The 18,121-nt window shown below is 65.0% G+C and carries 18 protein-coding genes; 13 read left to right on the plus strand and 5 right to left on the minus strand.

What is annotated here, in order from left to right; translation table 11 throughout:
- Positions 1–83 precede the first annotated feature (83 nt).
- The 3 genes from V1280_RS18990 to V1280_RS19000 all read left to right on the plus strand — a co-directional run bounded on the left by V1280_RS18990 (position 84) and on the right by V1280_RS19000 (position 4,457).
- A complete protein-coding gene (locus V1280_RS18990) occupies positions 84–1,004 on the plus strand; it encodes a LysR family transcriptional regulator (RefSeq protein ID WP_334527161.1) in 921 nt (306 codons plus the stop codon).
- A 143-nt stretch (positions 1,005–1,147) separates the two neighbouring features.
- Positions 1,148–2,638 carry a caspase family protein gene (locus V1280_RS18995; protein WP_334527164.1) on the plus strand — a complete coding sequence of 497 codons (1,491 nt, stop codon included), beginning with the start codon at positions 1,148–1,150 and terminating at the stop codon, positions 2,636–2,638.
- Between the two features lie 151 nt (positions 2,639–2,789).
- Positions 2,790–4,457, plus strand: a complete 1,668-nt coding sequence (locus tag V1280_RS19000; protein WP_334527167.1) for a SulP family inorganic anion transporter — start codon at positions 2,790–2,792, stop codon at positions 4,455–4,457.
- A 6-nt stretch (positions 4,458–4,463) separates the two neighbouring features.
- On the opposite strand, the gene V1280_RS19005 is transcribed toward V1280_RS19000, so the two are convergent.
- The 3 genes from V1280_RS19005 to V1280_RS19015 all read right to left on the minus strand — a co-directional run bounded on the left by V1280_RS19005 (position 4,464) and on the right by V1280_RS19015 (position 7,831).
- Complete coding sequence (locus V1280_RS19005) at positions 4,464–4,835, minus strand: hypothetical protein (protein ID WP_334538355.1); 372 nt, start codon at positions 4,833–4,835, stop codon at positions 4,464–4,466.
- Positions 4,836–4,959: 124 nt separating this feature from the next.
- Positions 4,960–6,300, minus strand: coding sequence for a Spy/CpxP family protein refolding chaperone (locus V1280_RS19010; RefSeq protein ID WP_334527170.1), 1,341 nt, complete (start codon positions 6,298–6,300; stop codon positions 4,960–4,962).
- A 106-nt stretch (positions 6,301–6,406) separates the two neighbouring features.
- Positions 6,407–7,831, minus strand: coding sequence for an FAD-binding oxidoreductase (locus V1280_RS19015; protein WP_334527172.1), 1,425 nt, complete (start codon positions 7,829–7,831; stop codon positions 6,407–6,409).
- Between the two features lie 87 nt (positions 7,832–7,918).
- On the opposite strand from V1280_RS19015, the gene V1280_RS19020 reads away from it, so the two are divergent.
- Positions 7,919–8,425: a thioesterase family protein gene (locus V1280_RS19020; protein ID WP_334527174.1), complete on the plus strand. Its 507-nt coding sequence runs from the start codon at positions 7,919–7,921 to the stop codon at positions 8,423–8,425.
- 4 nt (positions 8,426–8,429) lie between these two features.
- Here V1280_RS19020 and V1280_RS19025 read toward each other — a convergent pair whose 3' ends face one another.
- Complete coding sequence (locus V1280_RS19025) at positions 8,430–8,600, minus strand: DUF1328 domain-containing protein (RefSeq protein ID WP_045006173.1); 171 nt, start codon at positions 8,598–8,600, stop codon at positions 8,430–8,432.
- A gap of 238 nt (positions 8,601–8,838) precedes the next feature.
- Here V1280_RS19025 and V1280_RS19030 point away from each other — a divergent pair, with 238 nt between their 5' ends.
- The 9 genes from V1280_RS19030 to V1280_RS19070 all read left to right on the plus strand — a co-directional run bounded on the left by V1280_RS19030 (position 8,839) and on the right by V1280_RS19070 (position 17,282).
- Complete coding sequence (locus tag V1280_RS19030; protein WP_334527192.1) at positions 8,839–11,418, plus strand: ATP-dependent helicase; 2,580 nt, start codon at positions 8,839–8,841, stop codon at positions 11,416–11,418.
- Positions 11,419–11,497: 79 nt separating this feature from the next.
- Positions 11,498–11,692: a type II toxin-antitoxin system HicA family toxin gene (locus tag V1280_RS19035; RefSeq protein WP_334527195.1), complete on the plus strand. Its 195-nt coding sequence runs from the start codon at positions 11,498–11,500 to the stop codon at positions 11,690–11,692.
- A gap of 7 nt (positions 11,693–11,699) precedes the next feature.
- A complete protein-coding gene (locus V1280_RS19040) occupies positions 11,700–11,990 on the plus strand; it encodes a type II toxin-antitoxin system HicB family antitoxin (protein WP_334527198.1) in 291 nt (96 codons plus the stop codon).
- An 88-nt stretch (positions 11,991–12,078) separates the two neighbouring features.
- Positions 12,079–12,495 (plus strand): hypothetical protein, encoded by a 417-nt coding sequence (locus V1280_RS19045; RefSeq protein ID WP_334527201.1) that lies wholly within the window; start codon positions 12,079–12,081, stop codon positions 12,493–12,495.
- Complete coding sequence (locus V1280_RS19050; RefSeq protein WP_334538356.1) at positions 12,495–13,163, plus strand: OmpA family protein; 669 nt, start codon at positions 12,495–12,497, stop codon at positions 13,161–13,163. The genes V1280_RS19045 and V1280_RS19050 overlap by 1 nt, the downstream gene beginning before the upstream one ends.
- A 172-nt stretch (positions 13,164–13,335) precedes the next feature.
- On the plus strand, positions 13,336–13,854 hold the full coding sequence (locus tag V1280_RS19055; RefSeq protein WP_334527204.1) for an Mpo1 family 2-hydroxy fatty acid dioxygenase: 519 nt from the start codon (positions 13,336–13,338) through the stop codon (positions 13,852–13,854).
- A gap of 32 nt (positions 13,855–13,886) precedes the next feature.
- A complete protein-coding gene (locus V1280_RS19060) occupies positions 13,887–14,918 on the plus strand; it encodes an NAD-dependent epimerase/dehydratase family protein (RefSeq protein WP_334527206.1) in 1,032 nt (343 codons plus the stop codon).
- A 30-nt stretch (positions 14,919–14,948) separates the two neighbouring features.
- Positions 14,949–15,575, plus strand: a complete 627-nt coding sequence (locus tag V1280_RS19065; protein WP_334527209.1) for a methyltransferase family protein — start codon at positions 14,949–14,951, stop codon at positions 15,573–15,575.
- A gap of 402 nt (positions 15,576–15,977) precedes the next feature.
- A complete protein-coding gene (locus tag V1280_RS19070) occupies positions 15,978–17,282 on the plus strand; it encodes a PQQ-dependent sugar dehydrogenase (RefSeq protein WP_334527212.1) in 1,305 nt (434 codons plus the stop codon).
- Between the two features lie 3 nt (positions 17,283–17,285).
- On the opposite strand, the gene V1280_RS19075 is transcribed toward V1280_RS19070, so the two are convergent.
- Complete coding sequence (locus V1280_RS19075; RefSeq protein ID WP_334527215.1) at positions 17,286–18,110, minus strand: aspartate dehydrogenase; 825 nt, start codon at positions 18,108–18,110, stop codon at positions 17,286–17,288.
- Between the last annotated feature and the right edge of the window lie 11 nt (positions 18,111–18,121).

The raw sequence follows: 18,121 nt of genomic DNA on the forward strand, positions 1-18,121 counted from the left end.
GTTGGGGACAGCTATGATCTATTCTCAAAAGAACGATAATCGGCTAATCTGGAAAAATACTTCACACCAATAGAGTGAGATAAATGCTCGACCGGCTGACCAGCCTGGAAGTCTTCGCCAAGGTGGCGGCGAACGGCAGCCTGTCCGGTGCGGCCCGGGCGATGGGCCTGTCGCAGACCATGGTCACCAAGCACGTGGCCTCGCTGGAGGCGCGGCTCGGCATCAAGTTGTTCCACCGCACCACGCGGCGGCTGTCGATCACCGAGGCCGGCCGGCTCTATCTGGAGTCCTCCGAGCGGATCCTTGCCGACATGGAGACGGCCGATGCCGCAGTGGCGCGGGAGCGCGTCGAGCCGCGCGGATTGTTGCGGGTCAACGTGCCCGTCGTGTTCGGCACACGGCAGATTGCGCCCCTCATTGCAGATTTCTCGGAACGCTACCCCGAGGTCACCATCGAGCTCGGCCTCAACGATCGCCTCGTCGACCTTGCCGAGGAAGGCTGGGATCTCGCAATCCGCATCGGACGCTTACGCGACTCCAGCATGGTGGCGCGGAAGCTCGCGCCGAACCGGCTGGTGGTCTGCGCCGCCCCGTCCTATCTGGCGAAGCACGGCACGCCGCGCACCGTCGCCGACCTCGCCGCGCATAATTGCCTCGGCTACACGCTTACGCAGCAGGGCAGCGCCGCGGAATGGCCGTTCGGCGTCGACGGCGAGATCCGCATCCAGATCAGTGGCACCTTGCGTGCCAACAATGGCGATGCGCTGCGCGCTGCGACGCTGGCCGGCCTCGGCCTCGCCCGGCAGCCGACCTTCATCATCGCCGACGATCTGCGCGCCGGCACGCTGGTCGCGCTTCCGCTCGATCAGCCGGAGATGCAGTCATCCGCGGTGCATGCGGTCTACCTGCCCGATCGCCGGCCGCCGGCGAAGGTGCGCGCCTTCATCGATTTCCTCGCCGCACGCTTTGCGCCTGACCCGCCCTGGGACCGTGGATTGTTCTGAAAACACGGCATAGCGCGCCGGCTCCGGCAGACCCCCTGCCCCATTTGCCGCACGCGAGAGCGTGAGATAGCGCACAGACAGAGTCGTGGCGGACGACTAGAAAAGGTGACATCCTCGCACCCATTGCCTATGGAGGTGACACCATGCGCCGTCCAGTCCTTTGTAATTTGGTTCTTGCTTCCAGTCTCCTTGCACTCACGCAGTTGATGACGCCGACACAGGCCGCGGCCGAAGCGCGGCTTGCGCTGGTGATCGGCCAGTCCGCCTATCGCACCGTGCCGGAACTGCCCAACGCCGCCAACGACGCCAAGGGCATGGCCGAGCTGCTCGGCAATGCCGGCTTCAACGTCACCGCGGCGCCCAATCTGTCGCAGAACGAGATGCGCCAGACGATATCGGATTTCGCCGGAAAGGTCAGCGCCAGCGGCGCCGACACCGTCGCGCTGGTGTTCTATGCCGGCCACGGCCTGCAGATCGACGGCGAGAACTATCTCGTGCCGGTTGATCTCGATCCCAAGCGCGAGGCCGACATTCCGTTGCAGGGCGTGCGTCTAAACGATCTGCTCAACACGCTCGGCGCGTTGCCGACGCGGGCGCGCATCTTCATGCTCGATGCCTGCCGCAACAATCCGTTCCCGGCGCTGAGCGGTGCCGGCCACGGGCTTGCGATCGTCGACACCAAGGCAGGCGCGCCGGGCTCGTTCATTTCATATTCGACCTCGCCCGGTGCCGAAGCCGAGGACGGATCCGGAGCCGACAGTCCCTACACCACGGCAGCGCTGACGGTCGCCAAGCAGCCGAACGTCCCGATCGAGGAAGTGTTCAAGCGCATTCGTATCTCCGTGGCGCAATCGACCGACGGACGACAGATCCCCTGGGAAAGCTCGTCGCTGACGACCGACTTCAAATTCTTCGGTGGTGATAGCAGCGGCGGTCAGCCCCCTGCTCCGGGCGCGAACGCGATGGCCCTCGCCAGCGCTACGCGCAGCGTCGAGGATTGGCGCAAGGATTTGCAGGGCAAGGACGCCAAGGTCGCCTATCAGCTCGTGATCGCCGACGACACCGTGCCCGCCTATCAGGCCTATATCGAGCTCTACGCGCAGGACGCTCAAACGCCGCGCCTGCGCACGGTGCTGGAGCGGCGGCGCCAGATGCTGGCGTGGGACCGCGCTGTGGCGATCAACACCCGCGCTTCGTACGAGGCCTATCTCGCGAACTGGGACAACAGCGATCTCGCGGCGACCGCGCGTCGGCTGCTGCTGCGTGTGCAGAACCGCAACTACGCCTTGCCGGTGGCGGCCGCTGCGGTGCCGGTCGCCGTCGCGATGGCGCCGACCTGCCCATGCTCGACACCGTCAACGCCGGCAACGCCGATCAACCCGACGGTTGCGCCTATCATCAAGAAGCGCGTCGACGACACGCCGCCAAAGCGCAAGGTCGTCGACACGCCGCCGAAGCCGCGCCGGCCGCCGCCTGACGAGGTCGTCGAGCGCGCACCGCCTCAAGGCCCGCCGCCCGAAGCCGTCGGGATCGGCATCGGGATCGGTCTCGGCATGGGCATGGGCATGGGCGGCCATGGCGGAGGAGGCATGGGACGCGGCGGCGGCGACTACAACCGCGGCACCAGGTACTGACACTGCCGCATTGCGATAGGCATTGATGTCCGCAAGCTTCGCTTGCGGACATTTCTGTTGATAGCCCCGGGCCTTCGCAGTCTGCCGCCCTCCAATCCGGAAATGCTGTAGTCTGATCGACCGACGCAGATTTTCCGGGGACTTCGCATCGATGCCGCAAGACGCTCACGCCAGGAAAGCATGGCCGCTGTTTGGCTCGCTCGCCTCCTATTCGCTGCCCGGCGATCTCATGGCGGGGCTGACGCTGGCGGCGATCGCGATCCCCGAGCAGATGGCGACCGCGCGGCTCGGCGGCTTCGCGCCGCAGATCGGCTTCTTCGCCTTCATGGCGGGTTCACTCGGCTTTGCCCTGCTCGGCGGCAACCGCTTTCTGTCCTGCGGCGCCGATTCCACGATCACGCCGATCTTCGCCGGCGGCCTTGCCGCGTTGGCTGCTGCCGGCTCACCCGAATATCAGGGGCTCGCGATCGCACTGGCGCTGATGGTCGGCGTGATGATGCTCGCCGGCGGAGCGTTTCGGCTCGGCGGCATCGCCAACCTCCTGTCGATGCCGGTGATGGTCGGCTTCCTCGCCGGCATCTCCGTCCACATCATCGTGTCGCAATTGCCGGGCGTGCTGGGACTGGAATCGCCGAGCGGGCCGACGCTCGATCGCATCGGCGTGCTCGCAACCGAGATCGGCCGCACCAATCCCGTGACGCTCTGCATCGGTTTCGGCGTGCTGGCCGTGGTTGTCATCTCCGAAAAGATCAGCGCAAAGATTCCCGGCGCGCTGATCGGGCTCGTCGCCGCGACTCTGGCCACGATCTCGCTCGGCCTCGAGAGCAAAGGCGTCAACGTCGTCGGCAGCGTGCCGGGCACGCTGCCGCGGCCGACACTGCCCGAGCTTGCACCAGAGCAATGGGTGCGGCTGGTGCCGCTCGCCTTCGTGATCACCGTGGTGGTGATGGTGCAGACCGCAGCCACCACGCGATCCTTCCCGTCCGATCTCGACAAGCCCGCTGACGTCGATCGCGACTTCCTCGGCGCCGGCGCCGGCAGCGTGCTGTCGGGCCTGTTCGGCGCGTTTCCCGTCAATGCCAGCCCGCCGCGCACCGGCATCGTCGCCGAGACCGGCGGACAATCGCAGCTTGCGGGCCTGGCGGCCGCGGTGATCGTCCTGTTGTTGCTCGCGTTCGGAACGGGGCTGCTGCAGCACGTCCCGGAGGCAGCCCTTGGCGGCATCCTGCTGTTCGTCGCGCTGCGCATCATCCGCACCAAGCAGATCCTCACGATCTATCGCCAATCGTTCAGCGAGTTTCTGCTGATCGTCGCCACCGCGGCGCTGATCATCGTGCTGCCGATCCAGCAGGGCGCGTTCCTCGGCATCGTGCTGTCGCTGCTGCACGGCATCTGGAGCACGACGCGCGCAAGGCTCATCGAGTTCGAGCGCGTGCCGGGCACCACGATCTGGTGGCCGGCGCATCCCCACATCACCGGCGAGCGCATCGCGGGTGTCGCCGTGATCGGGCTGCAGGCGCCGCTGTCCTTCCTCAATGCGCCCGGCTTCCGCAGCGACGTGACGAAAGTCCTGAGCGCGGCGACGCCGCAATTGCTGGTGCTGGAGGCGAGCGGCATGGTCGAGATCGACTTCACCGCCGCGCAGATCCTGCTCGACGTCTTCAAGGCATGCAGCGAACAAGGCGTCACGGTCGCGCTGGCGCGGCTGGAATCGGTACGCGCGCAGGACGCATTCGAGCGCTTCAAATTGTTCGATGTGCTGCCGAAGGAGCACGTCTTCCACAGTGTGGACGAGGCCGTGAGAAAGCTGGCGAAATAGCCGCGCTCACTGCAACAGCACGGGATAGTCACGCTGCACCGTCTCGCGGATCCAGCTTGCCTGGATCGCGCGCGACAAAATCTGCGCGGTTTTGACGTCATTGGCCTTCATGCAGAGATCGACGATGCGGCGGACCGCGTCGTCGCGCATCAGATCGTCGGAGATCTTCATCGCGATTTCCATCGCGGCGCGCGCCGCACCTTCATAGCGTTCGCTCTCGCGCATGTCGTTGCGCGGCGAACCTCCGACCGTCGCTGCGCTCGCGGTCGCAGCCTCACAGATGGTGCGGATGCGGGCAGCGGCTTCGATGTCGCCGAGCGGCCCCTGGATCACCTCGTCCCAGACGTCCCCCGGCGTCTTCCTTGCGAACCACTTCATCACCCCGCCACCCGTGGTCTTCCCGCCACCGTATTGCCGTGCTTCAGCTCCACCCAGCATAGAGAACCGCAGCGAGATCGGCGAGGCGGTTTTTTCCGCCACAATTCCGTGGCTCGCGACACGCTCAGGACGTCCGACGTGGTCCGATCGCCTCGAACTGCGCCTTCTGCTCGTCATTCAGCGTGGCGTAGAAATCCTCCAGCGCCGCGCGAACCGACTTGACGCCGTCGAGCATGACGTCGAGCCGCTTGCGGACCGCGGCCATTCGCGCCGGCGGCGTCATGACGTCGTTGGGCTGGCAGGCCGCCTTGAGCGATGCGCTGACCCTGGTGCTGGTATCCTGGAGCACCTGTAGCGCGGCGCGCTGGGTGTCGTTGGGATGAAGCCTCGCTTCGATCTCGGCGCCGGGCCAATCGAGCGCGGCAGACGCTCCGCAATTCTGGACCAGCGATCCATTGCTGTTGTTGGACGCCGTCGCGCGACGCTGATCTTCGGCCAGCGCATTGAAGCGTGCCTTCTGCTCGTCGGTGAGCGAGCCATAGAACTTGTCCAGGGCAGGCTGAACGAGATCGACGGCCTTTTCCATCGCCTCGACACGCTGCCGCATCGCCATCAGCCGACCGGGCGCGGTCGCCGCGACCTGCGCCGGACAGGACGCACGGATCATGTCCGCCGCCTGGATCGAGGCATTGCCGAGTTCGTCGAGGCTTGCGCCTTGCGCGTCCGTCGGCTGCACCGCGGCTGCGATCTGGTCGATCGGCAGTCCGACGATTTCGCGTCGATCGCTGCCGCAAAGCTGATCGAGCGCAACTCCTCGCGGTTGCCGCCGTCCCTGCGGTCGTTGCGGTAGATAGGCCGAGAGACCGTCATAGCCATAGGGCCCGAAGATGCCGGCATAGATGTCCGGGTAGCCGTAGCCCCAGAAGCCGAGACCGTCGCCCCAGATCGTGTAGTCGTAGAGGTCGTTATAGGCGAACGGCCAGAACAACGGTCCGACCCAGCCATAGCCGCCCCCCGCATGTTGCCACCATCCGCTGCTTGCGCCATGCCAGCCGGCAAGTGCGGCCGCGGCTGCGATCTGGGCTCGCGCCGCCGGATTGCTGATCAGCCGGCCATTGCGGAACGCGCTGGAGTGCGCGTTGAGGGCATTGCGGAAATTCGCAGGACGGACGCCTGCATTGCGGATCTGACCGAAGTTCGGACCACCATGTCGCGCTCCGGCTGCGAACCGCACCCCGCCATGCTGCCCGCCACCGCCATGCGCGTGCCCGAAGCCATGACCGCCGAAATGGCCACCACCATGATGCCCACCACCATGATGCCCACCACCATGACCACCTCCGTGCCCACCGCCATGGCCACCTCCGTGCCCACCGCCATGTCCTCCGCCGCCCTTCCCCAGAGCTGTGCCTGCCAGCATGCAGGCGAGCACCATCACGGCAATTCCAATGACCGGTCGCAACATCGCATCCTCCCGCAGAGCCGCGCCATTGCGGCATCGGAAGTTGACGAGAATTGGAACCGGCGTGGTGGGCGAAAGTTCCGTGAACGCGACGCAGCAGCTGCGCGCGCTACGCCTCCGGCACGATCTTGCCGGGGTTGAAGATGTTTTGCGGATCGAGTGCCTTTTTCAGCGCACGCATCGCATCGATTGCTTCAGGGCCGAGTTCCGCCTTGAGATATTTCTGCTTGCCCTGTCCGATGCCATGCTCGCCGGTGCAGGTTCCGTCCATCGCTTGCGCGCGCTCGACGAGGCGATGCATGAATTCCTCACCGCGCGCCATCTCGGCCGCGTCGTTGGTGTCACACACCAGCGAGCAGTGGAAATTGCCGTCGCCGACATGGCCGACGATCGGCGACAACAGGTTGAGTCGCTTGAGGTCTTCCTCGGTCTCGCTGACGCAATCGGCAAGCCGCGAGATCGGCACGCAGACGTCGGTCGCGACCACGCCGATGCTGTCGCCGGGCCGCAGTGCCTTGACGGACCAGTAGGCATCGTGCCGCGCCTGCCACAGTTTTGTGCGGTCCTCCGGCTTGGTGGTCCAGGAGAAATCGCCGCCGCCGCAATCCTTTGCGATCTCGCCGAACGCCTTCGACTGCGCATCGACCTCGATCTCGCTGCCGTGGAATTCCATCAACAGCAGCGGCGTCTCCGGCAGAGTCAGCTTCGAATAGGAATTGCAGGCCTTCACCTGCGCGGCATTGAGCAACTCGATGCGCGCCACGGGAATGCCGGTCTGGATCGCCAGGATCACGGCCTGACACGCCCCATGCACGGTCTCGAACGACACCGCCGCCGCCGCGATCGTCTCGGGAATGCCGCGGAGCCGAATGGTCAGCTCCGAGATGATGCCGAGCGTGCCTTCGGCGCCGACGAACAGATGCGTCAGGTCGTAGCCGGCGGATGATTTTTTCGCGCGCGTACCTGTGGTGATGATCTCACCGTCGCCGCGCACGACTTTCAGCGCCAGCACGCTGTCACGCATGGTGCCGTAGCGCACCGCGTTGGTGCCGGAGGCGCGCGTCGAGGCCATGCCGCCGAGCGAGGCATCCGCGCCGGGATCGATCGGGAAGAACAGGCCCTGGTCGCGCAGATGCTCGTTGAGCGCCTTGCGGGTGACGCCGGGCTGGATCACGCAGTCGAGGTCCTCGGCATGCACCGCGAGCACCTTGTTCATGTCGCGCAAATCGATCGAGATGCCGCCGGCGGGCGCATTGACCTGGCCCTCGAGCGAGGTGCCGGTGCCGAAGGGAATGACGGGCACGCCGTTGCTGGCGCAGATCCGCACCACGTCCTGGATGTCGGCGGTCTCCTGCGCCATCACCACGCCATCCGGCGGCTGGTTGACGATCCATGTCGTGGTATGGCCGTGCTGCTCGCGGACGGCCTGCGAGGTGATGAGGCGGTTGCCGAAGCGTGCGGCAAGCTGCTCCAGCGCGCTCGCGAGGGCTTTCGGCGCCGGCCGCGGCGGATTATTGGTGATGGTCGTACCCACGGATAGTCCTCCCGACACAGGAAACCGTGGCAAAGGACATCTCACCGGTCAAGTCAAGCGACCGGACGCATAGCCAGGGACTGAGACATGCCGGAGAGTGCCGCCACCGCCCCGAACGCAGAGCCGTTCCGCTCCTCGATCATGCAGATCGAGCCGCAATGGATCGACTACAACGGCCATCTCAACATGGCCTATTACAACGTGATGTTCGACCGGGCGATCGACGAGTTCTGGCTCGAGCTCGGGATCGGTCCCACTTACAAGAAGGAACGCCACGGCTCGACCTTCACGGCCGAATGCCATGTGCGGTATTTGCGTGAGATCCACCTCGGCGATCCCGTGCAGATTTTGGTGTGGCTGCTGGAGGCCGACGACAAGCGGTTGCACACATTCGAGGAGCTCCGGCACGCGACCGAAGGCTGGCTGTCGGCCACATCGGAGAACATGTCGCTGCATATGGATATGAACGCGCGACGCGTTGCGGCTTTTCCGCCGGACATCCAGCAGCGGATCGCGGGGGTCGCCAAGGCCCACAGCGTCCTGCCGCGGCCCGAGGGCATCGGCCGCAACGTGGCGATGCCCTCGAAGCGATAAGCCGCTAGATCCTGCGGCCGCGGGCGAGGCCGACCACGGCCGAGACCAGGAACAGGACGACCGCGACGAAGAAGATGATCTTGGCGATTTCGATCGATGCGCCGGCGAGGCCGCCAAAGCCCAAAATGCCGGCGATCAGGGCGATAACCAGAAACGTCACAACCCAGCTAAGCATGGTCAGAACCTCTGTTTCGAGTCTGTCTGCGATCGGCGCGGCTGACGCGCCTCGCTTGTTCAGACAATCTCGACGCAGGAACGAAGGTTCCGACCCAAACGAACGGGAAATTCGCGAGCGTCGCAGGAACAAATCGGCCCACCACGCACGTGGAAAACCCCGCCCCGCCGCCCCATATAGGCTGCAATCCCTGTTATGAAGGCTCCCTCCCGCGACGGCGCGGTGCCATCGTGGGCCAATGATTCGCATGACCGAGCCGAGCAAGATCACCAGCGTTCCCGACCATCAGCCCGCAGCCGGCGGCATCGCCGCGCGTGCGCGCGCCACGGTGGGTCCGAAATATCTGACCGGGCTCAATCCGGAGCAGCGCGACGCCGTCGAAACGCTGGACGGCCCGGTTTTGGTGCTGGCCGGCGCCGGCACCGGCAAGACCCGCGTGCTGACCACCCGCATCGCCCACATCCTGAGCCAGGGCCGCGCCCGCCCCGCCGAGATCCTGTCGGTGACCTTCACCAACAAGGCCGCGCGCGAGATGAAGCATCGGCTCGGCCAGATGCTGGGCCAGGCCGTCGAGGGCATGCCGTGGCTCGGCACCTTCCACTCCATCGGCGGCCGCATTTTGCGGACCCATGCAGAGCTGGCGCAGCTCAAGTCGAATTTCACCGTGCTCGATACCGACGACCAGGTGCGGCTGCTCAAGCAGCTGCTGCAAGCCGACAACATCGACGACAAACGCTGGCCCGCGCGCATGCTGGCCGGGCTGATCGACGGCTGGAAGAACCGCGGCCTGACGCCGTCGCAGGTGCCGGCCGGCGAAGCCGCCGTCTTCGCCAACGGCAAGGGCGGCAAGCTCTATGCAAGCTACCAGGAGCGGCTGAAGATCCTGAACGCCGCCGATTTCGGCGACCTGCTGCTCGAAGACATCCGCATCTTCCGCGAGCACCCGGATATTCTCCGGCAGTACCAGCAGCGCTTCAAATTCATCCTGGTCGACGAATATCAGGACACCAACGTTGCGCAGTATCTGTGGCTGCGGCTGCTGTCGCAGGCGCCGACGAAACCTGCCGCACAAGCCGTCATTCCAGAGCGCGTCGAAGACTCGAACCCCGATTCTCCAAGTGAATCCGACAATACACATCGTCCCGAAATGACGGAGCGCGCGGCGATCGCGGCTGCTTCGGCGGGCCCCACCAAAAACATCTGCTGCGTCGGCGACGACGACCAGTCGATCTATGGCTGGCGTGGCGCTGAGGTCGACAACATCCTGCGCTTCGACCACGATTTTCCCGGCGCAAAAGTCATCCGTCTCGAGCGCAACTACCGTTCGACCGGCCACATCCTCGCGGCCGCCTCGCACCTGATTGCGCATAACGAAGGCCGGCTCGGCAAGACGCTGCGCACCGAGGACCAGGACGGCGAGAAGGTCACGGTGACGGGCTCGTGGGACTCGGAAGAGGAGGCCCGCGGCATCGGCGAGGAGATCGAGCAGATCCAGCGCCAGGGCGACAAGCTCAACGAGATCGCCATTCTCGTGCGCGCGTCTTATCAGATGCGCGAGTTCGAAGACCGTTTCGTCACGCTCGGCCTGCCCTATCGCGTCATCGGCGGTCCGCGCTTCTATGAACGCGCCGAAATCCGCGATGCGCTGGCTTATCTGCGCGTCATCAACTCACCGGCCGACGATCTCGCCTTCGAGCGCGTCGTCAACGTGCCCAAGCGCGGGCTTGGCGATGCCACCGTGCAGATGCTGCACGACCACGCCCGCAAGCGCCGCATCCCGCTGTTCGAGGCGGCGCGCGCCGTGGTCGAGACCGACGAGCTGAAACCGAAGGCGCGCGGCTCGCTCCGTGAGGTCGTCGCCCAGTTCGATCGCTGGCGCGCCCAGCGCGAGGTCACCGCGCATACGGACCTCGCCCAGATCGTGCTGGATGAGAGCGGCTACACCGAGATGTGGCAGAAGGACCGTTCGGCGGACGCCGCCGGCCGGCTGGAGAATTTGAAAGAGCTGGTGCGCTCGATGGAGGAGTTTGAGAACCTGCAGGGGTTTTTGGAGCACATCTCGCTGGTGATGGACCGCGACAACGGCGCCGAGGAAGACGCGGTGTCACTGATGACGCTGCACTCGGCCAAGGGGCTCGAATTCGACAACGTGTTCCTGCCCGGCTGGGAGGAAGGCCTGTTCCCGAGCCAGCGCACGCTGGACGAACAGGGCCGCGCCGGGCTCGAGGAAGAGCGCCGGCTCGGCCATGTCGGCCTCACGCGCGCGAGGCGGCGCGCAAAGATCTATTTTGCGACCAACCGGCGGATCCATGGCACCTGGTCGACCACGATCCCGTCGCGCTTCCTCGACGAATTGCCGGCGGCCAATGTCGAGATCACGGAATCCAAGGGCGGCTCGGCCTGGGGTGGCACCGGCGGTTACGGCGCCTCACGCTTCGACGACATGGAGGCGTTCGGCTCGACCTATTCGACGCCCGGCTGGCAGCGTGCCCAGGCCAATCGCAACCGCGGCGGTGGACGCAATGGCGGCGGCGGGCGTGGCGGCTTCGAGGAAGAGGCCTCGAATTTCTCATCCTCTTCGTCATCCGGCCCCGATTTCGGCAGCTTCTCCTCGCGCCGCCGCGGGCCGATGACGATCGAGGGCGAGCTGGTCGCCAAATCGACCGGCACGACATCGGAATTCTCGCTCTCCGACCGCGTCTTCCACCAGAAGTTCGGCTACGGCCGCGTCACCAAGATCGACGGCAACAAGCTCACCATCGCCTTCGACAAGGCCGGCGAGAAGAAGGTCGTGGACAGCTTTGTGCAGCGGACGTGAGTACACCCGCGTCGACCGCATTTAACCCAGGCGGCTACGCTCTAGTTTTCCGGTCAGATGATTCTTTGGGGAGAAATTCATGCTGACCGCGAGCCGCGACATTATTCGGCGCCTGGAGCGCGAGGGTTGGAAACTCGTCCGAGTGACCGGCTCACACCATGTTTTCAAGAGCCCTGGTTCGGGCGAAACGCTCGTTATTCCGCATCCTAAGAAGGACTTGGGAAAGGGCCTGGTCCGTGCCATTTATAAGGGGGCGGGCTGGAAGCCTGATTGAGGTCGACATGGCTCACTACATTGCCATCATTGAAGACGCTGGCCCGGACCACGCCGTGGGCGTGTGGTTCCCTGATCTGCCCGGCTGCATTTCGGGTGGCGACGACATCGACGAGGCCTTGGAGAACGCGCCCGAGGCGCTCGACCTCTACGCGCAGGATCTGAGTGCGGATGGCCGCCAGCTTCCTCCGCCCCGGACACTGACGGAGCTCAAGGCCGACCCCGAAGTTGCGGAAGACCTCAAGAACTACATGGTCGCCCTGATCGAATTTCCTCCCCGCGCCGACGCCGCGGAGTGAGGACTGTTCGCCGCACTGGCCGGACTCTCGACAGTTCTCGCCCGAACAGCCCTTGACCACCGCGAACTTCCCCGTATCAGATGCAACCATGGTCCGGGGCTCCATCACACTGATCGTGCTTGCATTGGGGATGCCGTCGCTCGCGACGGCGGAGACCATGAGCTTTGGCGATTCGATCGGGCTGCTGGCCAAGAGTTGCGGTGCGGAAATCGTCGCCAATTGCCGCGGCGTCAATCCGGACTCCACCCGCCTGAAGGAGTGCCTGTCCCGCAACCGGGACGTGCTCTCCCAGCAGTGCCAGAGCGACTACCTCACCGTGTTCGACTCCATCCAGAAGCGCGTCGCGGCCCGCGTCACGGTCGCGAACGCCTGCCAGCGCGAGATCGTCAAGGTCTGCGGCGGCTCGACCAAGGAGACCAGCAAGTCGATCCCCTGCCTGGTCTCGACGCCCAAGGGCATCAGCAACAACTGCCTGAAGGCCGTCGACGACGCGGGGTATCGATGATGCGCGCAACCGGGCACATCACCGCCGGAATCGGTTTCGCATTGGGCCTCGTTCTGCTCGCGGGCGCGGCCGGCGCACAGACGGCGCCGACCCGCGACGACATCGTCGGCAAGCTCAATCATTTCGAGGAGACCCCCGAGGTCGACCTGCCCGCGCTGAAGCAGCAGGTGATGGAACGGGCCAAGGCCAGGATCAAGAACGATCCGGGTCCGGTGAACCGGCCGCTGATCGTGCCTGATCTGGCCAAGCTGCCCGCCTTCAACGCCCAGATCCAGTTCGACGCCGACACGCCGATCATCCAGCCGGACTCCTACCAGACCGTCGGCCGGATCGCCGACGCAATGGTTCACGCCTCGCTGCTGCCCTACACGTTCCTGATCGTCGGCCATGTCGAGTCCAATCAGAAGACGCGGGAAGCCAACGCGATCCTGAGCCAGCGCCGGGCGGACGCGATCCGTGACGTGCTGGTGAACACCTTCAAGATTTCGACCAAGCGGCTTCAGCCGATCGGCCTCGGCGAGGAGCAGTTCCTCGACCGCGCCAAGCCGACCTCGGCAGTCAACGGCCAGTTGCAAATCCTGACCTTTGCCAAAGTGCCCGATGAAGCGCCTGCGCATCCCGCAGCAGCCCCTGCGCCTGCGGCGAAAAAGCCCGCCAAGAAGCATTGAGCGCATGCGCCGCGCACCGTGCGGAACCCGTTGAACTTCTGACTGTTTTGTGACCTGTCTCACAGCGCGACAGCATGGTCCTGCGCGACAATAGCGCCGGTTTGTGCACTGCCCTGTCCGGTGCTATAGGCTGTTTTCGCCCTTCCCCGACCCCGTGCCGCACGAGACTGAGATGGCTGGCTATTTTCAACGCCAACTGGCCGATTATGTCGAATACCATCGCGATCCCTGGAATTGCGCGATGCATGTGGTCGGCATTCTCCTGCTCTTCACCGGCGCGACGCTGCCGCTGACGCTGGTCCATTTCTCCGTGTTCGGGGTCGAGGTCAGCCTGGCGGTGATTTTGGCCCTGCCCGTGCTGGCATACTGGCTGATGCTGGACGCCGGGGTCGGGCTCGGCATCCTCGTGTCGATGATCGTGCTGCTTTCGGTCGCAACCGCGATCGGCAATCAGGTCTCACTTGCCATGATGTGGTCGATTTTTGCGGTGCTGATCGTGCTCGGCGTCGCATCGCAGATCGTCGGCCACAGGGTGTTTGAGGAGCGGCAGCCATCGATGGTCGACCACCCCACGCATTTTCTGCTTGGACCGATGTTCGTCATGGCAAAACTTTATATTGCACTGGGTTTTCGTCGCGACCTCGCCGCGATTCTCGCGCCTCTTCCGACCAACTCCCTTTCAACCCGATAGCTTTCTCGAAGCGGAACAGCAAAACCTACTTCATGACTCTCGTACTGGTTACCGGTGGCAGTGGTTTCATCGGACATCATCTTGTCGAAGCGCTCCGCGCCCGTGGGCAGCGGGTACGTGTTCTTGATGTGCGGCCGCCGGCTGCCGCGAACGCGGACGTTGAATGTGTGCACGGCTCGGTGCTGGACGGTGCCGCGGTCGATGCTGCGCTGTCCGGGGTCGATCAGGTCTATCACCTCGCCGGCCTGCCCGGCATGTGGGTCGCCAACAAGCGGGACTTCCACGACGTCAATTTCCGCGGCACAGAGGTGGTGCTTGCGGCTGCGATGAAGCGCAGTGTGTCGCGCTTCCTGCACTGCTCGACGGAATCGATCCTGTTTCCTTATGCGAACCTCAACGGCGTTGCCGCCGAGGAGGCGCTGCAGCCGGCCGAAGCGATGCCCGGCGCCTACACGCGGTCGAAGTCGCTCGCCGAGCACCACGCCGCGAAGGCCGCAGCCAGTGGCTTCCCGCTCGTGATCGGCACGCCGACCATGCCGATCGGCCCCGCCGACCACAATCTGACGCCGCCCACCGCGATGCTGTGGTACTTCCTACAGAAGAAGGTGCAGCCGCATCTCGACTTCCTGGTCAATCTCGTCGACGTCCGTGACGTCGCGATGGGCCTGGTGCTGACGATGGAACGCGGCCGCATCGGCCAGCGCTACATCCTCGGCGGCGATTGCGTGCGGCTCGGCCAGATCCTGCGCATGATGTCGGCGATGAGCGGACGGCGGCAATATCCGGTCGTCGTTCCCGGCAAGATCGCCGAGCTCTCCGCCATCATGCTGGAATCGATCTCCGATCGCATCACGCACCGTCCGCCCAACGGCACCGCCGAGGGCGTGCGCATCGCGCTTGCCGCGAGCGACCTTTCAATCGGCAAGGCCCGTGACGAGCTCGGCTATGCGCCGCGCCCGATCGAGCCGGTGCTGCGCGAAACCATCACCCATCTGCTCGCCCGCGGCGGCCAGGCCGCGTCCAATGCCATCGAGCATCACGCGCTGTCGTCGCGCGCGAGCTGATCTGCTCCCCAAAGCAAAGAACCTTTCCGCATGTCCTTTGATTTCAGCAAGCTTCTCTCTGTCGCCTGGGGCGGCTGGACCACGACCTGGCCGACCGAACTCCTGGCCCTGATCTGGCTCGCCTTTCTCGCCAGCTGGGTGGGCGCCTCGTTCTGGCAGGGGCGGACCAAGAAGCAGGTCATGACGCTGGAGTCGCAGCGCTATCGTCTGCCGATCCTGGTCGGCGGCATCCTGTACACGCCATGGATTGCGGAAATCATGGGCTGGAAGCCGCTCTGGGTGCTCGGCAACACCGGCATCTCCATCGCCGCGGTTCTCTCGGTCGCCGGCATCGCCTTCGCCTGGTGGGGTCGGCTGCATCTTGGAAAGTTTTGGTCCAACACCATCACCCAGAAGGAAGACCACCGCGTCATCGACACCGGCCCCTACGGCATCGTGCGGCACCCGATCTACACCGGGCTGATCTTCGGCATGCTCGTCACCGGCATTGCGATCGGCACAGTGACAACGATCCTCGGCGCGATCCTGATCTCGCTCGGCATGTGGCAGAAGGGCCGGATGGAAGAGGTGTTTCTGTCGAAAGAGCTCGGCGAGGACGCCTACGGCGCCTATTGCCGCCGCGTGCCGATGATCATCCCGTTCCTGTCGCCGCGGTAAGGTAGCAAGCCACTAAACTCTTCTGTGTCGTCCTGGCGAAGGCCAGGACCCATTACCCCAGGGAGGAGTTTGGCGACGACTTGTCGCTCGGTACTTCTGCCGCGCCCCCCACCGATAGATTCCGCGGTATGGGTCCTGGCTTTCCGCCAGGACGACGATGTGGTGGCAGCTGCCATGCAAATTCGGCTTGCAGCCATTTGCGCCGTGAACGGCCCGATCCGACCCTGCACAGGTTGACCTTTTGACCGCCACCCAGTTGGATGCGCGCGCAAAACGGCACGATGACGTTTGATCGTGGATCTGGAGAGGTCGACGATCCGGCAGGAACTAGGTCTTGGGCCCGCGCGGGGCTTTGGACGATCCGTCGTTGGACAGTGCCGCAGGATTCGACAGGGGATTTTCATGACATTTTCCAGCATCTTTGCGCAGTTCGTCGCGTTCGTCGGCGGCATCGCGCTGCAATGGCGAAAGCTGTCGGGCACCACGCCCGCGCCGGCCTGGGGTCAGGCCCCGTCGATTCCCGAAGCGAAGCCGCAAGGCGCGCTGCCGACGCTCAAGATGCCGACGGCCCGCGGCTGGAGCGAGGGACAGAAGCCGACGGCCGCCCCCGGGCTCAAGGTCAACGCATTCGCGACCGGCCTCGACCATCCGCGCTGGATCGAGGTGCTGCCCAATGGCGACGTGCTGATCGCGGAATCAACGCAGATCGCGGGCGCACCGAGATCGGTGTTCCATTACGCGATGCAGGCGACGATGCGGCGCGCCGCGGCGCTCGGCGAGTCCGCCAACCGCATCACGCTGCTTCGCGACAAGGACAGCGACGGTGTCGCGGAAGTCCGCGGCGCCTTCATGGAGAACCTCAGCCAGCCGTTCGGCATGGCGCTGGTCGGCGAGACCTTCTATGTCGGCAACACCGACGGCGTGATGGCCTTTCCTTACGTCGCCAACGCCGATCGCATCACTGCGCCGGGCAAGCGGCTCACCACCTTCAAGCCGAGCGGCCACTGGACGCGCAGCCTGCTCGCCAGCCCCGACGGCAAGAAGCTCTACGCCGGCGTCGGCTCGCTCAGCAACATCGCCGAGATGGGCATGGAGGTCGAGGAAGGCCGCGCCGCGGTCTATGAGCTCGACCTCGCCGCCGGCACGCATCGCATTTTTGGTGCAGGCCTGCGCAATCCCGTGGGCCTGGCCTGGGAGCCAAACACCAATGTGCTCTGGACCGTCGTCAACGAGCGCGACGGGCTCGGCGACGAGACGCCGCCGGACTATCTGACCTCGGTGCGCGACGGCGGCTTCTACGGCTGGCCCTATTGCTACTGGGGCAAGACGGTGGACGACCGCGTGCCGCAGGATGCAGCAATGGTCGCCAAGGCGCTTCAACCCGACTACGCGCTCGGTGGCCACACCGCTTCGCTCGGCCTGTGCTGGATGCCTGCCGGCACCCTGCCTGGTTTCCCCGATGGCATGGTGATCGGCCAGCACGGTTCGTGGAATCGCAGCACGCTGTCCGGTTATAAACTGGTGTTCATCCCGTTCGAGAACGGAAAGCCCTCCGGCCCCGGTCGCGACATCCTGTCGGGCTTCCTGTCCCCGGACGAGAAGGAATCCTACGGCCGCCCGGTTGGCGTCGTGATCGGCCCGGACAAGAAGTCGCTGCTGATGGCCGACGACGTCGGCAACGTGATCTGGCGCGTCACCGGCGCGTAAGAATCACGTTCCAACGCAAAGCGTGGCGCGCTGCTTGCGCAGCAGCGCGATCACGGACAGCGCGGTGATCATCCCGGTCTTGGGATTTTCGGACGGGATGTTCTCGATGCCCATCGAGAACCGCGCCGAATCCGCCTCGACCTCGATGCGATGAACATTGCGCGTCACAGTGGGGTCGGCCCAAACCTGCATCTGGGTGCGATCGGGCCCGATGCCCGCCAGCGACAGCGCAACGGCGACATTGACGTTTGCCGGAAAGCCCTTCGCCGCGTCGCGCGCGCTGCCCTCGAACAGTTTGAGCGGCTCGCGCAGATTGTCGATGTCGATGTTGTTCTGAACGATGAACGGCGCGCCCTTCAGCCCGTCGATCGGCTTGCGCGTGACCATCCTCACTGAATGAATGGTGCCGACCGCGGCTGCGTTAACCGCGTCGAGCCCAATCAGCGCGCCGGTCGGCACGAGGATGCGACCACCATTGGCGCGGGCGAGATCGATCAGATCGTAATTGTCGAGCAGACCGCCGACGCTGACGACGACCGCGGCCTTACCGCGCTTCATTGTCGGTTCGACGATCGCGCGCAGCTCGCTGCTCGGCGCGCATTCGACCACGATGTCGGCGGCGTCGCCGAGCTGGTCGATCGGCAAAACTTTCGGCGGCCGGCGCAGGCTGCTCAGGAAGCTCTGGTGTTTCGCGGGATCGCGTACCGCCACGGCGGACAACGCCAGACCCTCGATGCCCTGATCAAGCGCGGTCGCAATCTTGCTGCCGATGGAGCCCAACCCCGCAATGGCCACCCGCAATTCGTTCGAAGCTTTCTGTTCAGTCATCGCAATCACCT

Source organism: Bradyrhizobium sp. AZCC 2230 (genome assembly GCF_036924495.1).
Taxonomy (GTDB): Bacteria; Pseudomonadota; Alphaproteobacteria; order Rhizobiales; family Xanthobacteraceae; genus Bradyrhizobium; species Bradyrhizobium rifense.

Coding starts and splice junctions, on each gene's coding strand:
- V1280_RS18990 (WP_334527161.1), top strand. CDS start 84: ATGCTCGACCGGCTGACCAGCCTGGAAGTCTTCGCCAAGGTGGCGGCG.
- V1280_RS18995 (WP_334527164.1), top strand. CDS start 1,148: ATGCGCCGTCCAGTCCTTTGTAATTTGGTTCTTGCTTCCAGTCTCCTT.
- V1280_RS19000 (WP_334527167.1), top strand. CDS start 2,790: ATGCCGCAAGACGCTCACGCCAGGAAAGCATGGCCGCTGTTTGGCTCG.
- V1280_RS19005 (WP_334538355.1), bottom strand. CDS start 4,835: ATGAAGTGGTTCGCAAGGAAGACGCCGGGGGACGTCTGGGACGAGGTG.
- V1280_RS19010 (WP_334527170.1), bottom strand. CDS start 6,300: ATGTTGCGACCGGTCATTGGAATTGCCGTGATGGTGCTCGCCTGCATG.
- V1280_RS19020 (WP_334527174.1), top strand. CDS start 7,919: ATGCCGGAGAGTGCCGCCACCGCCCCGAACGCAGAGCCGTTCCGCTCC.
- V1280_RS19025 (WP_045006173.1), bottom strand. CDS start 8,600: ATGCTTAGCTGGGTTGTGACGTTTCTGGTTATCGCCCTGATCGCCGGC.
- V1280_RS19030 (WP_334527192.1), top strand. CDS start 8,839: ATGATTCGCATGACCGAGCCGAGCAAGATCACCAGCGTTCCCGACCAT.
- V1280_RS19035 (WP_334527195.1), top strand. CDS start 11,498: ATGCTGACCGCGAGCCGCGACATTATTCGGCGCCTGGAGCGCGAGGGT.
- V1280_RS19040 (WP_334527198.1), top strand. CDS start 11,700: ATGGCTCACTACATTGCCATCATTGAAGACGCTGGCCCGGACCACGCC.
- V1280_RS19045 (WP_334527201.1), top strand. CDS start 12,079: ATGGTCCGGGGCTCCATCACACTGATCGTGCTTGCATTGGGGATGCCG.
- V1280_RS19050 (WP_334538356.1), top strand. CDS start 12,495: ATGCGCGCAACCGGGCACATCACCGCCGGAATCGGTTTCGCATTGGGC.
- V1280_RS19055 (WP_334527204.1), top strand. CDS start 13,336: ATGGCTGGCTATTTTCAACGCCAACTGGCCGATTATGTCGAATACCAT.
- V1280_RS19060 (WP_334527206.1), top strand. CDS start 13,887: ATGACTCTCGTACTGGTTACCGGTGGCAGTGGTTTCATCGGACATCAT.
- V1280_RS19065 (WP_334527209.1), top strand. CDS start 14,949: ATGTCCTTTGATTTCAGCAAGCTTCTCTCTGTCGCCTGGGGCGGCTGG.
- V1280_RS19070 (WP_334527212.1), top strand. CDS start 15,978: ATGACATTTTCCAGCATCTTTGCGCAGTTCGTCGCGTTCGTCGGCGGC.
- V1280_RS19075 (WP_334527215.1), bottom strand. CDS start 18,110: ATGACTGAACAGAAAGCTTCGAACGAATTGCGGGTGGCCATTGCGGGG.